The following is a 16,159-nucleotide window of genomic DNA, read 5'->3' on the forward strand; positions in this document are numbered from 1 at the left end:
GTCAGCTTCTCGATGAAGGAAGGTCTGGGTATGGCAAACATTTCTAAGAACGTGTCGCGCAGGGGCTTTGTGGCGGCTGCCGGCGCAACGGTGGCGGGCCTCGGGCTTGCTGGTTGCGCGGGCAACTCCGACTCCACCACCGACACCACGACGGGCTCTGCGGACTCCACCGAGCTCATCACCACCGACAAGGACGGTTTTGTCGTCCGTGCCGAGCAAACCGACGGCAAGGCCCCGGCCAACGAGTGCATCATCGCCCTCGAGGGCGCCATCCAGGACACCAACCCGATGACCTGCTCCGACGGCAACTCCGTCAACGTGATGTACTACATCTACGACACGCTCGTCTGCTGGGATTCCAACTTCGAGCTCCAGCCCGCCGCGGCCGACAGCTGGGAGATCTCCGAGGACGCCTGCACCTACACCTTCCACATCCGCGACGGCATCACCTTCGAGGACGGCACCCCCTTTGACGCCGCCTGCGTGGTGACCAACTACCAGGCCGCCATCGACCCGGCCAACAACTGGCGCCGCCGCCGCATGTTCATCCGCACGCTCGACGACGACACCGAGGAGGTACGCGTCGACAACGTCTACGCCGTGGACGAGATGACCGTCGCCTTCCACCTCGTCAAGCCCTACTCGCCCTTCATGAACAGCGTCTCGCAGTTCTCGATCGTCAACCCCACCGTCGTGGTCCAGGGCAACAACTACGACTACTCCAAGGGCTCCGCGGGCTCCGGTCCGTACCGCCTCGTGGAGTACGCGCAGGGCGACCACACCTCCCTCGAGCTGCGTGAGGGCTACTGGGGCGAGGAGCCCGCGATCGAGAAGATCACTTTCCGCGAGGTGCCCGAGGCTGGCTCCCGTATCGCCATGCTCCAGACCGGCGAGGCCACCGTTGTCTACCCGACGCCGTCCGACCAGGTCGAGACGATCCGCTCGGCGGGCGACATCAACATGTGCTCCACGCCGTCTAACATCATGCGCTACGTCACGCTCAACAACGACGTCGAGGCCCTCTCCGACGTCCGCGTGCGCCAGGCCATGAACTACGCCATCGACAAGGACGCCTACATCCGCGTCATGTTCTCCGGCGCCGCCACCGAGGCCACCTCGGTGCTGCCCACCATCGTGCCGGGCTACGCCAAGCAGGAGCCCTACAAGTTCGACCTCGAGAAGGCCAAGAGCCTCATGGAGGAGGCCGGCTACGCCGACGGTTTTGACATCAACCTCATCGGCGACAACTCCACCCAGGAGACCAAGGGCATGACCTTCGTCATGCAGCAGCTCGCCCAGATCAACATCAACGTCAACGTCCAGCCCAACGAGCCGGCCACCAACGCCGAGATCACGGCTGAGCCCGAGGACACCACCACCGTTCAGATGTGGTACGTCAACTGGTCGCAGTCCGACGCCGACGGCTTCCTGCGCTCGCTGCTCTACAGCACGTCGCTGCCGCCCATCGGCTACAACACCGCCTTCTGGAAGAACGCCGACTTTGACGAGCAGGTCGATGCCGGCAACGCGGCTGCCACGGTCGACGAGCAGAACGAGCACTACGCCGAGGCCCAGTCCATCGCGTGGGAGGCCTGCCCGTGGCTCTTCCTCGCTTCGGACAACTACCTGTACTCCTACAAGTCGTACCTGTCCGACGTGAAGATGATCCCCAACGGCATCGATGTCATGCACTCGACGCTCAACGTCTAGCGCGCATGGCACGGTCCGTCTAATCCAGCTACGATTCGCTTCCGCCAGCTCCCTTACCGGGGGAGCTGGCGGCTGCATGTGTAAAAAAGGGAGGGTGCGCAATGGGCAAATACATCGTCAAGCGCGTGCTGAGCATGATCCCGCTGCTCTTTGTGGTCTCCGTGATCGTGTTCATGTTCATCCACCTGATTCCGGGCGATCCTGCCCGCCAGATCGCCGGCGTTGACGCCACCATCGGCGAGATCGACAACATCCGCCGCCAGCTCGGCCTCGACCGTCCGCTCGTGGAGCAGTACGTGACGTGGATCACGGGTATCTTCCATGGCGACTTTGGCATCTCCTACAGCAACAACATGACGGTCGCGGAGCTGCTCATTCCGCGCTTCCCGATCACGATCTACCTCACGATCTGCTCCATCACCTGGTCGGCGCTCATCGGTATCGCCATCGGCGTGATCGCCTCGATCAACCGTGGCAAGACGCTCGACCTCGTGGGCATGGTCATCGCCATCGCCGGTATCTCGCTGCCCAACTTCTGGCTCGGCCTGCAGCTCATGCAGATCTTTGCCGTCGACCTGCGCCTGCTGCCCACGGGCGGCGTCAACACGTGGCAGGGCTACATCCTGCCGTCGGTCTCGATGGGTGCGGGCATCATGGCCATTCTCGCGCGCGTTACGCGCTCCTCGATGATCGAGAACCTCAACAAGGACTACATCCGCACGGCCCGCGCCAAGGGCCTGCCGGAGCCGCGCGTCATCATGCGCCACGCCTTCAAGAACTCCGCCATCGACATCATCACCGTCACCGCGCTCCAGATCGGCGCGCTCATCGCCGGTTCGGTCGTGGTGGAATCGGTCTTCTCCATCCCGGGGATGGGCCGTCTGCTCGTGGACTCCATCGGATTCCGCGACTACGAGGTGGTTCAGGCGCTCATCCTGTTCTTCTCGGTTGAGTACATGGTGATCAACCTGCTCGCCGATGTGCTCTACGGCATCATCAACCCGCGCGTGCGCTACGAATAGGAGGGGACCATGAGCGAAACCACCACCAGCCAGACCGCTTCTGCGGAGGCGCTGCCCAAGGCGCAGAACCCTGCAAAGCAGTTCATCAAGAAGTTCACGCAGCGCAAGTCCGCCGTGGCGGGCCTTGCCTTCATCATCTTCATCCTGATCATCGCCGTGATCGGCCCGAGCATCACGCCCTATAACCCCAACGCCTACGACTACAACGCGCTCCTCGCGGGGCCCTCGCCGCAGCACATCTGGGGCACGGACGAATTCGGTCGCGACGTCTTTAGCCGCATCCTCGCCGGTGCCCAGCTCTCGCTCGGCACGGCCCTCACCGCGTCGGTGATCGGCACGGCGGCGGGCGTGGTCCTCGGCCTCATCGCCGGCTTCTTTGGCGGGATCGTTGACTCATTTATCATGCGCGTCTGCGACGTCATGTTCGCCTTCCCGGGTATCCTGCTCGCCATCGCCATCGTGGCCATCATCGGCCCGGGCATCACCAACGTCATGATCGGTGTGGCGGTCTTTACCGTGCCCTCGTTTGCGCGCATCATCCGCGGCGCCGTGCTCGAGGTCAAAAGCGAGCTCTACGTCGAGGTTGCCCAGTCCATCGGCTGCAGCCGCCTGCGCACCATGTTCGTGCACGTATTCCCGGGTACGCTCCAGGCGCTCATCGTCAACTTCTCGATGAACGTCGGCGGCGCGATCCTCTCGGCCTCGAGCCTTTCGTTCCTCGGTTTTGGCGCGAGCGTGACGCAGGCCGAGTGGGGCGCGATCCTCTCGCAGGGCCGCAACTACCTCGCCACCGCTCCGCACCTCGTGTTCTTCCCGGGTCTGGTGATCTTCCTCACGGTGCTCGCCTTCAACCTCTTCGGCGACGGCTTGCGCGACACCCTCGACCCCAAGCTCAACTAAAGGAGGCCCCCTGTGTCAGATACCCTGCTCGAGGTCAAGGGCCTCGCTACTGAGTTTAAGCACGGCAAGAAGAACTGGATCAGCGCCGTGAGCGACGTCTCGTTTGAGGTGCGCCCCGGCGAGATCGTGGGTCTGGTGGGCGAGTCGGGCTGCGGCAAGTCCGTAACCTCGCTCTCGGTGATGCGCCTGCACCGCAAGGACACCACGCGCATCTCGGGCGACATCATCTTTGAAGGCAAGCACCTGCTCGAGCTCTCAGACCGCGATATGCAGGCCATCCGCGGCAACGAGATCTCGATGATCTTCCAGGAGCCCATGAGCGCGCTCGACCCCATCATGCGCATCGGCGACCAGCTCGCCGAGGCCCTCACCCTCCACACGGACCTCTCCAAGAAGGAGGTTCACGAGCGCTCGGTTGAGGTGCTCCGTCAGGTGGGCATCCCCGAGCCCGAGATGACGCTCAGGAACTATCCGCACGAACTCTCGGGCGGTATGTGCCAGCGCGTGATGATCGCCATGGCCATGAGCTGCGAGCCCAGGCTCCTCATTGCCGACGAGCCCACCACGGCTCTCGACGTGACCATCCAGGCGCAGATCCTCGCCCTCATGGAGAAGATTCGTCGCGAGAACAACACGGGCATCCTCCTCATCACCCACGACCTCGGCGTGGTGGCCGAGACCTGCAGCCGCGTGATCGTGATGTACGCGGGTCACGTGGTTGAGGAGGCGCCGGTTGACGAGCTCTTCAAGCACCCGCAGCACCCCTACACCCAGGGGCTCATCGCCTCGGTACCGCGCCTCGGCGAGCGCCTGCGCCGCCTGCCTTCCATTCCGGGCAGCGTGCCCGACCTCGCCGCGATGCCGGATGGTTGCCGCTTTGCCCCGCGCTGCCGCTATGCGCAGGAGCGCTGCCGCTGCAACGATCCCGTGCTGCATGAGGTGTCCCCAGACCATACGTCGGCTTGCCTTCTGAGCGAGCAGGAGCGAGAGGAGGTAGCGCATGCCTGAGACCGCTGAGAACCGCGCATCTGCAGCCGAGCGTCCGCTCGTCTCGGTGAAGCACCTGAGCAAGCGCTTTCCGGTGAGCAAGAACTTCTTTGGGCGTCCCACCAAGTTCGTTTACGCGGTAAACGACGTGTCGTTTGACATCATGCCCGGCGAGACGTTCTCGATCGTGGGCGAGTCGGGCTGCGGCAAGTCCACCACGAGCCGCCTCATCAACCGCCTCATCGCCCCCGACGAGGGCGAGATCTGGTTTGACGGGACCGACATCTCCAAGCTCTCGGCCAAGGAGGTCCAGCCGCTGCGCGCCAAGATGCAGATGGTCTTTCAGGACCCGTACGGCTCGCTCAACCCGCGCATGAAGGTGCAGGACCTCATCGCCGAGCCTCTGCTCGTGCACACCAAGATGTCGGCTGGCGAGCGCCTCAAGCGTGCGCTCGACCTGCTCGAGGTTGTAGGCCTCTCGCGCGCCTACGGCGAGCGCTATCCGCACGAGTTCTCGGGCGGCCAGCGCCAGCGCATCGGCATTGCCCGTGCGCTCTCGGTCAACCCCAAGCTCATCATCGCCGACGAGCCGGTTTCGGCGCTCGACGTGTCGATCCAGGCCCAGGTTCTGAACCTTCTGCGCGACCTGCAGGAGGAGTACAACCTCACCTACCTCTTCATCTCGCACGACCTCGCCGTGGTCGAGATGATCTCTGACGTGGTGGCCGTTATGTACCTCGGCCACATCGTGGAGATTGCGCCCAACGAGGAGCTCTACGGCAACCCGCGCCACCCCTACACGCAGGCGCTGCTTTCGGCCGTGCCGGTGCCCGACCCCGATCTCAAGAAGGAACACGTGCTGCTTGAGGGCGACCTGCCGAGCCCCTCGAACATCCCCTCGGGTTGCCCGTTCCACACGCGCTGCCCGCTCGCGACCGAGAAGTGCTCGCACGAGCAGCCGCCGGTGACCATGGTGGGCGAGCGCCACATGGTGCAGTGCCACTACCCGGATAAGTCGATCGCGTAGCCCGCGCATCGAGCGGAAGCAGGGCCGGAGGTCGCATGCCTCCGGCCCTGTTTTTGTGGGGAGCGGGCGCGCGTCCCGCGGCGGCGCTCCCTGTGGCGTCATATTCCATGTCCGCCCCACGCATTTGATGCAAATTGGTCCGTGATAGGACGGAATTCGGTCCCATCATCGGCCTTGTTGCATCAAAGGTGTAAAGGCATCTGCCCGGGGAGGGTCGGTTGGGGACGCGTTCCTTTTGCCCCATTTTTGAAAACGGCGCAAAAGGGACACGCCCCCAGCCGATCCCGTTTGGCAACCCTGTGCAGGTGAGGCGTCTCGCGTGGGAGCCGCGCGTTTCTGCTATCATGTCAAGTCTGTGCGTCTCTGTGCGGGCGTGGCGGAATTGGTAGACGCGCTGGATTTAGGTTCCAGTGGGATTCCCGTGAAGGTTCGAGTCCTTTCGCCCGCACCAACGCGCTCAGCGGGGCTTGGCCCCGCAGCCCTGTGGGGCGACATGGCAACAAGGGGTACCCAGCACCCAACCGAGCTGGGCCACGCAAGAGGAGGAACGTTGAACATCACGCAATCCGAGGTGCAGGACGGCAAGCTCACCGCCACGGTGACCATCCCCGCGGCCGACGTGGACGCCGCCATCAAGAAGGCGTACAAGGACGCGGCCCACAAGTACCGCTTCCAGGGGTTCCGCCCCGGTCACGCCCCGCGCCCCGTCATCGATAGCGCGCTCGGCAAGGAGGCCACGCTCGCGCAGGCCACCAACGACATCCTCGGCTCCACCGAGCCGGCCGTCATCAACGAGCTCGACATCGTGCCCGTCAAGGACGCCGACTACGAGGGCATCGAGCTCGTCAAGGACCACGAGGACTACACCTACCAGGTGGTCTTCCCGCTGCGTCCCACCCCGGCGCTCAGCTCCTACGACCCCGTCGAGATCGAGATGCCGCCCGAGGAGGTCACCGAGTCCGAGATCGACGCGCAGATCGACCTACTCCTCGGCTACCACGCGACCTTTGAGGACGTCGAGGACCGCGGTGTCGAGGACTCCGACTTTGTGACCGTCAACGTCAAGAACATCAAGAACGCCGAGGCGCTCGCCGGCGAGTCCCGCATGATCGCCATGGGTTCCGGCAACCTGCCCAAGGCCTTTGACGAGGGCCTTATGGGCATGAAGATCGGCGAGACCAAAGAGATCAGCTGGACCCCCGAGGTCGAGGGTGCCGAGGAGGCGGCTGTGGAGGTCACCGTCAACGGCATCAAGGCCCGCAAGCTCCCCGAGCTCACCGACGAGTTTGCCAAGACCGGCTTTAGCTTTGACGACATCGCCGCCATGCGCGACGCCGTCAAGGAGGAGCTCGCCGCTGACAAGACCTCGCGCTTCCCGCAGCTCAAGGAGAACCGCGCCGTGGCCAAGCTCGCCGAGCGCCTTGAGCTCGACGAGATGGACGCCGACTACGAGCAGTCCGTCTTCCAGGAGCTCGGCCAGAACTTCCTCCAGAGCCTGGCCGCCCGCGGCATGAGCCTCGACGCCTGGCTGCAGGCCAACGGCCTCTCGAGTGAGCAGTTCATCGCCGACCTGCATCATCAGGCCGACGACGTGGCCCGCGAGTCCCTCGCCCTCGATGCGCTCGCCCGCGAGCTCAAGGTTGAGGTGACCGAGGAGGACGTGGACAAGGAGTTCCAGAGCGCCGGCGTTGAGGATCCCGACTCTGTCCGTGAGCGCTTTGTTGCCGAGGGCCGCATGCCCGCCGTCCGCGATTCCATCCGTCGCTCCAAGGCCGTCGACTGGCTCGTGGAGAACGCCAAGGTCACCGAGATCGACGAGACCGCCAAGACCGAGGCGTAAGAGCCCCTGGGGCGCACCTCCCGCTCGCGACGTATGCTGTCTGCGCGGTGGGGTATGATAAGACGACGCACAATGCACGGTGCCCGGCTCCGCAGTGGCGGGTCGGGCACCGTGCTCACAAAAGGGGAAGCACGGATCACAGGCTTTCGTGTTCCGGACCAGCGTGGCGAGGCGGATCGGGGCACAGGCGAGGAAGGCGCAGCGGCGCTGTTCCGACGTAGCTTGAGGCCAGAGGCGCCCGCCGCGGCGGACGGGGTACGGAATACTGTGACCGTTGCTTCTCCAAGGTACTCCGGGAAGGGAAAGGAAGACCGCATGATCTCGCACATCGATAACGCGCTCGTGCCCTATGTCATCGAGCAGACGCCGCGAGGCGAGCGCAGCTACGACATCTACTCCCGTCTTTTGAACGACCGCATCGTCTTTCTAGGCGAGGAGATCAACTCCGTTACGGCCAACCTCGTGATCGCCCAGCTCCTGCACCTCGAGAGCCAGGACAGCGAGAAGGACATCTCGCTCTACATCAACTCGCCCGGCGGCGAGGTGTACTCGGGTCTGGCGATCCTCGACACCATGAACTTCATCAAGCCCGACGTCTCGACCATCTGCGTGGGCATGGCCGCCTCGATGGCGGCGGTGCTGCTCGCCAACGGTGCCAAGGGCAAGCGCTTCTGTCTGCCCAACTCGATGGTGATGATTCACCAGCCGAGCGGTGGCGCCCAGGGCCAGCAGACCGAGATCGAGATCGTGGCCCAGGAGATCAAGGAGAACCGTCGCAACCTCAACCAGATCCTGGCCGATGCCACCGGTCAGCCGTTTGAGAAGGTCGAGGCCGACACCGAGCGCGACCACTACATGCGCGCCACCGACGCTCTGGCCTACGGTCTGGTGGACCGCATCATCTCGTCCCGTACCGACGCTGCGAAAGGCGACGCATAATGCCGCGCGACTACGATAACGACGCCTTTGGCGCACCCGGCTACCCCGGCGACGAGGAGCCCATCCGCTGCTCGTTCTGCGGCAAGACGCGCGACCAGGTCCGCAAGCTCATCAAGGGCCCGGGCGACATCTACATCTGCGACGAGTGCGTCTCGGAGTGCTCGGATATCCTCGAGGAGTCCATTGCCCGCGACATCATGACGCAGGGCGGCTTCTCGGGGCTCGGGAACTTTGGCTTTATGCAGCCGCCGGCTGAGGCCGCGCCCGCCGAGGAGGCCGATGAGGCCGGGGAGACCCCGCAGAAGCAGGTGATCCGCCGCGTGCCCACCCCGCACGAGATCTACGACGAGCTCTCGCTCTACGTGATGGGCCAGGAGGAAGCCAAGCGGGCGATGTCGGTGGCGGTCTACAACCACTACCGGCGCGTCATCGAGGGCGGTGCGGCCGAGGAGGCGCTCGACGAGAGCTCGGGTCACCCCGCGCACGAGCCTATCGGCAAGCACGCCGCCGGGCCGGACGACCTCTCCGACGTGGAGCTCGCTAAGTCCAACATCCTTCTGCTCGGGCCCACCGGTACGGGCAAGACGCTCTTGGCGCAGACGCTCGCGCGCATCCTTGAGGTGCCCTTTGCCATCGCCGACGCCACGGCGCTCACCGAGGCGGGCTACGTTGGTGAGGACGTGGAGAACATTCTTCTCAAGCTCATCAACGCCGCCGATGGCGACGTGGAGCGCGCCCAGGTGGGCATCATCTACATCGACGAGATCGACAAGGTTGCCCGCAAGGCCGAGAACCTCTCCATCACGCGCGACGTGTCGGGCGAGGGCGTGCAGCAGGCGCTCCTCAAGATCCTGGAGGGAACGGTTGCGAGCGTGCCGCCCACGGGCGGGCGCAAGCACCCCCAGCAGGAGCTCATCGACATCGACACCACCAACATCCTCTTTATCTGCGGTGGCGCCTTTGTGGGGCTCGACAAGATTATCGCCGACCGTGTGGGCAACAAGGGCGTGGGCTTTAACTCCGAGCTCGCCGGCCCCACCTCCACCGACGAGAACGACCTGCTGCGCCAAGTGCTCCCGCAGGACCTCAACGCCTTTGGCATGATCCCGGAGTTCATCGGCCGCACGCCGGTGATCACCGAGACCCGTGCGCTCGACGAGGACGACCTCGTGTCGATCTTGACGCAGCCTAAGAACGCGATCGTGAAGCAGTACCGCCGCATGTTCCAACTCGAGAACGTTGAGCTGGAATTTGAGGACGACGCCCTGCACGAGATTGCGCGCCTTGCGCTCGCTCGCAAGACCGGCGCACGCGGTCTGCGCTCCATCTGCGAGCAGCTGCTTCAGCAGACGATGTTCGATCTGCCCTCCGAGGAGGGCGTTGAGCGGGTCGTGGTGACGGCTGCCTCCGTGCGCGGCGAGGAAGAGCCGCTGCGGGTGTACCGCGCGGCGTAACGGTGCCGGAATCGGGCCGAGGGTTTGCGGTTGGGCCGCTGGGTGCTGAGCGCCTGGGAGGCACCGCGCTCTCGGCCCGTTTTGTTTGCTGCTGGTGCGCGCCGTGCACCTGGGCACCCCTGCCTCTATCCCATGTGTTTGCGGTCGCCTGTGTTGCGCGCCTCGGGCGCTGCTGGCCCCGCCCCTAGTGTTAGCGGCCGTCGGGTACCGGGCGCCATGGGTGCCGCCCTTCGGCTCGTTTCCTCCTTGCACTTGGAGTGCACTCCTATGCTATGATGCCTCCGGCTAGTAACACGAATTCAAAATTCGTAACACTGAGGGGGCATTATGGCTCACACAACCTTTGCACACCCGGTTTCGCGTCGTGCCTTTGCGCTGGCTGCCGGATGGGGAGCGCTCTCGGTGGCGGGAGCGCTCGCGGGCTGCGCGGGCGGCTCCAGCGAAGGCCCCCAGGGCTCCGTGCAAGGGGTGGGGAGTGCCGGTGACGGCGCAACCTCGCAGGTGATCGTGGCCATGAACACCGAGAGCGAGCCCGCCGCGGGCTTTGACCCGCTCGTTGCCTGGGGCTGCGGCGAGCACGTGCACGAGCCCCTCATCCAGTCGACCCTCATCACCACCGACGAGGAGCTCAACTTCCAAAACGATCTTGCCACGTCCTATGCGTGCTCCGATGACGGGCTCACCTGGACCTTTACCATCCGCGACGACGTGGTCTTCTCGGACGGGGAGCCGCTCACGGCCTCCGATGTGGCCTTTACCATCAACGGTGCGGTGCGCTCCACCGCCTTTGAGGCCGATCTCTCGATGGTGGATGAGGCGGTGGCCACGAGCGACACCACCGTGGAGCTCCATCTCAACAAGCCCTTCAATGCGCTCCTCTATACGCTTGCCGTGCTTGGCATCGTGCCCGAGCACGCCTACGACGAGGGCTACGGCGAGGCGCCCATCGGCTCCGGCCGCTACCTGCTCGAGCGCTGGGACCGCGGGCAGCAGGCCATCTTTGTCGCCAATCCCTCGTATTATGGCGAGACTCCGCAGATGGAGCGTGTCGTGGTGGTCTTTATGGATGAGGATGCGGCGCTTGCGGCCGTGCAGGCGGGCGAGGTCGACATCGCCTTTACTTTTGCCACACATGCGGGCCAGAGCTTTGCCGGCTACGAGCTCGTGCACTATGCCACGGTGGACTCGCGGGGCATCTCGTTGCCGGTGCTGCCGGCGGGCGGCACCAAGGTCGTTGAGGGGGATATGACCTATGCGCAGGGCAATGATGTCACCTCCGACGTGGCGGTGCGCCGGGCAATCAACTGCGCTATCGACCGCGACGCTATGATCGAGAACGTGCTCCAGGGCTACGGCAAGCCGGCCTTTAGCGTAAGCGACGGCATGCCGTGGTCGAGCGACGACATGCAGGTCGACTACGATCCCGATCGCGCGCGCGATTTGTTGGATGAGGCAGGATGGGTCCTCGGCGACGACGGCGTGCGTGAGCGGGACGGCGTGCGTGCCGCGCTCACCGTGTGGTACTCCTCGGATGACTCGGTCCGCCAGGCGCTCACCTACGAGCTTGCCAACCAGCTGGCAAAGATTGGCATTGAGGTAACGCCCGCGGGTGGCAGCTGGGATGAGCTCTATGCGCACCAGTACGAAGATCCCATCATGTGGGGCTGGGGCTCCAACTCGCCCATCGAGGTGTATGCGCTCAATTACTCCAGCGGCTGGGGCAACTATGCGGGCTACGAGAGCGCCGCAATCGATGCTCATCTCGATGCCGCCCTTGCCGAGCCGCGGGTTGAGGACTCCTATGCCCACTGGCGGCTCGCCGCATGGGACGGCTCGGACGGGTTTGCTCCGTGCGGTGCCGCCACGTGGGCATGGATCGCCAACGTCGACCATCTTTACTTCAAGCGCGACGGACTCGACGTGGCCGCGCAGAAGCCGCACCCCCATGGGCACGGCTGGTCGCTCGTCAATAACGTCGACCGCTGGAGCTGGGCGTAGATGGCGTGCGAAGCGGGTGCGAGCCGTCCCAGCGTAGTGCGGGGGAGGGGGCTGAAGGTCTCTGTGACAGCCCTCAGTCGCGCATGGCGCCGCGTGCCAGCGCCGCTCCGGGTGCTTGTGCGGCTCACGGTGCTTTTGCTTGCGGTGAGCCTGGTGACCTTTGCCCTGGTGAGCGCCTCGCCCATCGACCCCGTGCAGGCCAATGTGGGCCAGACGGCCTACCTCACCATGAGCCCGGAGCGGCGGGCGGCACTCGCCGAGCGCTGGGGCGCGGGCGAGGGGGTGCTGGAGCGCTGGGCCGCCTGGCTCGTCGACGCACTCCACGGCGACCTGGGGTACAGTCTGCGCTTCAACGCGCCCGTGGTGGATGTGGTGGCCGAACGCCTCGCGGGCTCGGCTTTGCTGCTCGCAACGGCGTGGCTCCTCTCGGGAGCGCTCGGCCTCGCGCTCGGTGTGCTTGCGGGTGCGCGGCGGGGCTCGCGCCTGGACCGGATCGTCTGCGGCTGGTGCTATCTGCTCTCGGCCACGCCGACGTTTTGGCTCGCGATGCTCGCTCTCATGGTGTTCTCTGTGTGGCTCGGGTGGTTCCCGGTGGGCTTTGCCTCGGCAATCGGCGGCACGGGCGCGGTCTCGTTCGCTGAACGCCTGCACCATGCGGCGCTGCCGGCGCTCGTGCTCTCGCTCACGGGCGTGGCAAACGTGGCGCTCCACACCCGCGAGAAGACGCTTGAGGTCATGGAGGCCGACTACGTCCGCTTTGCCCGCTCGCGCGGGGAGTCGGAGCGCTCGATCGTGGTGCGGCATGGCCTCCGGAACCTCGTGCTGCCGGCGCTCACGCTCCAGTGCGCGCAGGTGAGCGAGATCATCGGCGGGTCAGTTCTGGTGGAGCAGGTCTTTAGCTACCCTGGGCTCGGCCAAGCTGCCGTGACGGCGGGGCTCGGCGGGGACGCGCCCCTGCTGGTGGGCATCGCGCTCGCCACGGCGCTGCTCGTTTTTGCAGGTAACTTGGCGGCGAACCTCCTCTACGGGGTGGTCGACCCGCGGCTGCGCGCGGGGGAGGTGCACCATGGCTGAACAGACCGAGGCCCTCGGCGTCGCGTCCGGCGTGCCGGGGGAGCCCTTTGGCGGCGCATCCAGCGTGCCGGGGGAGCCCCTTACCTGCCTTCATAGTCCCCGACCTACGCGGCTGGGCGAGGGCCGGCGCGGGCTTCTGGCTTGGGCCGTTGCGGCGCTTGTGGCGCTTGTGCTCATAGGGGTTGCGGGTGCGCTTCTCGCTCCGGTGGCCGCGCGCACCGACTTTGCGCAGGCAAACCTCGCGCCCACGCTTGAGCACCCCTTTGGCACCGACTGGATGGGGCGCGACATGCTCGCTCGCACGCTTGCCGGGCTTGCTACCTCGCTCGGGGTGGGTATCGTGGCCGCCTGCGCGTCGTCGGTCATCGCGTTTGTCCTCGCCGCCGTGGCGGCGCTGGGCGGAGAGGCGGCCGATGCGGTTGTCTCGTGGGTCATCGATCTTGTTATGGGGATCCCCCATATCGTGCTGCTGGTGCTCGTGAGCTACGCACTCGGCCGCGGAGCGACGGGCGTGATGGTGGGCATCGCGCTCACGCACTGGCCGAGCCTCGCGCGGGTGCTCAGGGCCGAGATCCTGCAGCTCAAGGCGGCGCCGTTCTTCTCGGCGTCGCGGGCGATCGGGGTGTCGAGCCTGCGCCTTGTGGCCACGCACGTGGTGCCGCACGTGCTCCCGCAGTATCTGGTGGGGCTCGTGCTGCTCTTTCCCCATGCCATCCTTCACGAGGCGTCGATCACCTTTCTTGGGTTTGGGCTCTCGCCGGAGCAGCCGGCGATCGGCGTGATCCTCTCCGAGGCCATGGGCTACCTCACGGCCGGTTCGTGGTGGCTTGCGGTCTTTCCGGGTCTTGCGCTGCTGGGGACAGTTTTGCTCTTCGACCGGCTCGGCTCGGCGCTCCGCGCGCTCGTGACGCCTCAGGAGGTGCAGCGCTGATGGCGGGGGAGAGGTTCATGGTGCAGGGCGATGCGGCGGCAGGGACGATTTGCGTCGCTGCTTCTGCTTGGGCGGCCGGGCTTGGCAGACTGCGCACCACGTGCGAGGTCGACGGGCGGGATGTGTCCCTTGCGGCCGCGGACGCTACGAAGATGCCCCATGCTGCGGGTGCCCATAGGGACGCCGAGCGGCATCATCACCATCTGCATGCCGCCGGTTCGCGCCATCCTCAGGGGCACCACCTGCTGACCGTTGAGCAGCTCTCGGTGAGCTTTTCCCTGTACGATCCGGCGGCACCGTTCTTCCGTGCGGGGCGCATCGAGGTGCCGGTTCTCCACGACCTCACGCTCTCGGTCCATGCGGGCGAGGTGCTTGCCGTGGTGGGCGCAAGCGGATCGGGCAAGACCGTCCTTGCCAACGCGCTCATGGGGTTCTACGAGCCCAACGCCCGCGTTACCGGGCGCATCTGGTTTGACGGCGAGCTCTGCGATGCCGCGCACCTGGCCGAGCTGCGGGGCGCCGGTATCGCGCTCGTGCCGCAGAGCGTGGCCAACCTCGATCCGCTCATGCGGGTGGGGGAGCAGATTGTAGGGCCCTGCGGTCATGGGCCGGCGGGTCGCGCGCTCCGAGCCGAGCGACGCGAGCGCATGGCCGAGCTTTTTGATGCGTACGGCTTCGACCGTGAGGTCGGCCGTCTCTACCCGCACGAGCTCTCGGGCGGTATGGCCCGCCGGGTGCTCCTCATCTGCGCGCTCATGGGGCGCCCGCGGCTCATCATCGCCGATGAACCTACCCCCGGGCTCGACCTCGACCTTGCGGTGCGTGCCCTCGACGACCTGCGTGCTTTTGCAGATGAGGGTGGCGGTGTCTTGCTGATCACGCACGATATCGAGCTTGCGCTCCGCGTGGCCGACCGTGTGGCGGTCTTTCATGAGGGAACGGTGGTGGAGGAGACGGCGACGGCAAACTTTGCCGCACCGGAGCTTCTTGAGCACCCCTTTACGCGGGCACTGTGGCATGCGCTGCCCGATCACGACTTTACGGCCTGTTGTGACCGCGATGCCGGAGCGACCGCGCGCGGCGTACATGGAGAGGGGGACCGATGAGCCTCGGTGCCGAGAACCTGGGGTTCTCCTATGTAGCGGGCCGTCCGGTGCTCAGCGGGGTGAGTCTCTCGGTGGAGCCCGGAGAGCGGGTGGCGCTTGTCGCACCCTCGGGAACGGGCAAGACGACGCTCTGTCGCCTTCTTGGCGGCTACCTCGAGCCACGTGAGGGGAGGGTGCTCGTGGACGGAGCACCCCTCGGGCGCGCCGCGCGCGCCGCCCGACCGGTCCAGCTTATCTGGCAGCACCCCGAGCAGACCTTTGACCCGCGGGTGCGTCTCTGGCGCTCACTCGCCGAGGGTCTGCGCGAGACGGATGAGGCGGATGCGGCGGCAGGGTTCTCAAGGCGTGCGGGAGCGCATGGTGTGTGCCGCACAGATCAGGTTCGCGAGCGCTTGCGGGCGAGCGGCCTCATGGAGCGGCTCGGTGTGCGCGAAGCGTGGCTCACGCGCCTGCCCCACGAGCTCTCAGGCGGTGAGCTCATGCGGCTCGCCATCACGCGTGCGCTTCTGGTGCGTCCGCGTTACCTCATCTGCGACGAGATGACCGCGATGCTCGATGCCCTCACCCAGGCACAGGTTTGGGCGGGCGTCCTCGATCTTGCCCAAGAACGGGAGATGGGGCTCGTGGTGGTTTCGCACTCACCGGCACTTTTGCGTCGCGTCGCCACGCGGCAAGTGCGCATCTAAGTTTCTGCTGGATGGCAGACGCACGCGACGTGTGCCGTGAGCCCGCTTGCTGCATCGGGCTCAATAGGGTGCCGGCCGATCATGTCCCCGGTTTTTCGGGAATGTCGAGATAAGGCCTTCCATGGCGCACGATGCGTTGCCCCTAAAGGGGGTCAGTGAAAAAACTTCGCGTCAATGTAAGGATGGAATCGCGCCTCGCCGAGTAGTTGTCCTTCCGGGTCAGACAAAGCCGCAGGTAGCGACGTCGAGCGGAATCTGGCTACTTCAAGAGCGCAAATTCCATCCTTACATTGACGCGAAGTTTTGTTCCAGGGGTTGTTAAGCGGGGGGATCCGGGCCCTCGGGCACGCCGGAACCGACTCGGCGCAAACGAAAACGGACCCCGAAGGGTCCGTAAAACTCGATGGTAGCCCGTACCAGATTCGAACTGGTGATCTCCGCCTTGAGAGGGCGGCGTCCTAAACCGCTAGACGAACGGGCCATGT

Annotated in this window: 13 protein-coding genes and 2 tRNA genes; 14 read left to right on the plus strand and 1 reads right to left on the minus strand. The window is 65.5% G+C overall.

Annotated features, from left to right (window positions below; translation table 11 throughout):
- Positions 1 to 30 precede the first annotated feature (30 nt).
- From B5G20_RS06515 to B5G20_RS06580, 14 genes are all read left to right on the plus strand, one after another.
- Positions 31 to 1,710: an ABC transporter substrate-binding protein gene (locus B5G20_RS06515; RefSeq protein WP_239286907.1), complete on the plus strand. Its 1,680-nt coding sequence runs from the start codon at positions 31 to 33 to the stop codon at positions 1,708 to 1,710.
- Positions 1,711 to 1,811: 101 nt separating this feature from the next.
- Entirely contained in the window at positions 1,812 to 2,732 is a 921-nt protein-coding gene (locus B5G20_RS06520) for an ABC transporter permease (protein ID WP_087355994.1), read from the plus strand.
- A 9-nt stretch (positions 2,733 to 2,741) separates the two neighbouring features.
- Entirely contained in the window at positions 2,742 to 3,632 is an 891-nt protein-coding gene (locus B5G20_RS06525) for an ABC transporter permease subunit (RefSeq protein WP_087355995.1), read from the plus strand.
- A 12-nt stretch (positions 3,633 to 3,644) separates the two neighbouring features.
- Entirely contained in the window at positions 3,645 to 4,640 is a 996-nt protein-coding gene (locus tag B5G20_RS06530) for an ABC transporter ATP-binding protein (RefSeq protein WP_087355997.1), read from the plus strand.
- Positions 4,633 to 5,646: a dipeptide ABC transporter ATP-binding protein gene (locus B5G20_RS06535; protein WP_087355999.1), complete on the plus strand. Its 1,014-nt coding sequence runs from the start codon at positions 4,633 to 4,635 to the stop codon at positions 5,644 to 5,646. The genes B5G20_RS06530 and B5G20_RS06535 overlap by 8 nt, the downstream gene beginning before the upstream one ends.
- Before the next feature lie 367 nt (positions 5,647 to 6,013).
- Positions 6,014 to 6,097: transfer RNA gene (locus tag B5G20_RS06540), tRNA-Leu, on the plus strand.
- 99 nt (positions 6,098 to 6,196) lie between these two features.
- Positions 6,197 to 7,486, plus strand: coding sequence for a trigger factor (gene tig, locus B5G20_RS06545; RefSeq protein ID WP_158094411.1), 1,290 nt, complete (start codon positions 6,197 to 6,199; stop codon positions 7,484 to 7,486).
- 315 nt (positions 7,487 to 7,801) lie between these two features.
- On the plus strand, positions 7,802 to 8,425 hold the full coding sequence (locus B5G20_RS06550) for an ATP-dependent Clp protease proteolytic subunit (RefSeq protein ID WP_087356003.1): 624 nt from the start codon (positions 7,802 to 7,804) through the stop codon (positions 8,423 to 8,425).
- The gene (gene clpX / locus B5G20_RS06555) at positions 8,425 to 9,879 is read left to right on the plus strand and encodes an ATP-dependent Clp protease ATP-binding subunit ClpX (protein WP_087356005.1); all 1,455 of its coding nucleotides are present in this window, start codon (positions 8,425 to 8,427) and stop codon (positions 9,877 to 9,879) included. Before B5G20_RS06550 ends, clpX begins: the two co-directional genes overlap by 1 nt.
- A gap of 327 nt (positions 9,880 to 10,206) precedes the next feature.
- Positions 10,207 to 11,877, plus strand: coding sequence for an ABC transporter substrate-binding protein (locus tag B5G20_RS06560; RefSeq protein ID WP_087356007.1), 1,671 nt, complete (start codon positions 10,207 to 10,209; stop codon positions 11,875 to 11,877).
- Between the two features lie 93 nt (positions 11,878 to 11,970).
- Positions 11,971 to 12,951: an ABC transporter permease gene (locus B5G20_RS06565; RefSeq protein ID WP_239286908.1), complete on the plus strand. Its 981-nt coding sequence runs from the start codon at positions 11,971 to 11,973 to the stop codon at positions 12,949 to 12,951.
- On the plus strand, positions 12,944 to 13,882 hold the full coding sequence (locus B5G20_RS06570; protein WP_087356010.1) for an ABC transporter permease: 939 nt from the start codon (positions 12,944 to 12,946) through the stop codon (positions 13,880 to 13,882). Before B5G20_RS06565 ends, B5G20_RS06570 begins: the two co-directional genes overlap by 8 nt.
- Positions 13,882 to 14,988, plus strand: a complete 1,107-nt coding sequence (locus tag B5G20_RS06575) for an ATP-binding cassette domain-containing protein (RefSeq protein ID WP_239286909.1) — start codon at positions 13,882 to 13,884, stop codon at positions 14,986 to 14,988. Before B5G20_RS06570 ends, B5G20_RS06575 begins: the two co-directional genes overlap by 1 nt.
- On the plus strand, positions 14,985 to 15,674 hold the full coding sequence (locus tag B5G20_RS06580; protein ID WP_087356012.1) for an ATP-binding cassette domain-containing protein: 690 nt from the start codon (positions 14,985 to 14,987) through the stop codon (positions 15,672 to 15,674). Before B5G20_RS06575 ends, B5G20_RS06580 begins: the two co-directional genes overlap by 4 nt.
- A 404-nt stretch (positions 15,675 to 16,078) precedes the next feature.
- Here B5G20_RS06580 and B5G20_RS06585 read toward each other — a convergent pair.
- A tRNA-Glu gene (locus B5G20_RS06585) sits at positions 16,079 to 16,155 on the minus strand.
- Between the last annotated feature and the right edge of the window lie 4 nt (positions 16,156 to 16,159).

This window comes from Collinsella sp. An7, from assembly GCF_002159335.1.
Classification (GTDB): Bacteria; Actinomycetota; Coriobacteriia; order Coriobacteriales; family Coriobacteriaceae; genus Coprousia.

Excerpts from the sequence above, each read along its gene's own strand:
- clpX (WP_087356005.1), top strand. The coding sequence starts at position 8,425 with ATGCCGCGCGACTACGATAACGACGCCTTTGGCGCACCCGGCTACCCC.
- B5G20_RS06520 (WP_087355994.1), top strand. The coding sequence starts at position 1,812 with ATGGGCAAATACATCGTCAAGCGCGTGCTGAGCATGATCCCGCTGCTC.
- B5G20_RS06570 (WP_087356010.1), top strand. The coding sequence starts at position 12,944 with ATGGCTGAACAGACCGAGGCCCTCGGCGTCGCGTCCGGCGTGCCGGGG.
- B5G20_RS06575 (WP_239286909.1), top strand. The coding sequence starts at position 13,882 with ATGGCGGGGGAGAGGTTCATGGTGCAGGGCGATGCGGCGGCAGGGACG.
- B5G20_RS06525 (WP_087355995.1), top strand. The coding sequence starts at position 2,742 with ATGAGCGAAACCACCACCAGCCAGACCGCTTCTGCGGAGGCGCTGCCC.
- B5G20_RS06535 (WP_087355999.1), top strand. The coding sequence starts at position 4,633 with ATGCCTGAGACCGCTGAGAACCGCGCATCTGCAGCCGAGCGTCCGCTC.
- B5G20_RS06560 (WP_087356007.1), top strand. The coding sequence starts at position 10,207 with ATGGCTCACACAACCTTTGCACACCCGGTTTCGCGTCGTGCCTTTGCG.
- B5G20_RS06580 (WP_087356012.1), top strand. The coding sequence starts at position 14,985 with ATGAGCCTCGGTGCCGAGAACCTGGGGTTCTCCTATGTAGCGGGCCGT.
- B5G20_RS06515 (WP_239286907.1), top strand. The coding sequence starts at position 31 with ATGGCAAACATTTCTAAGAACGTGTCGCGCAGGGGCTTTGTGGCGGCT.
- B5G20_RS06550 (WP_087356003.1), top strand. The coding sequence starts at position 7,802 with ATGATCTCGCACATCGATAACGCGCTCGTGCCCTATGTCATCGAGCAG.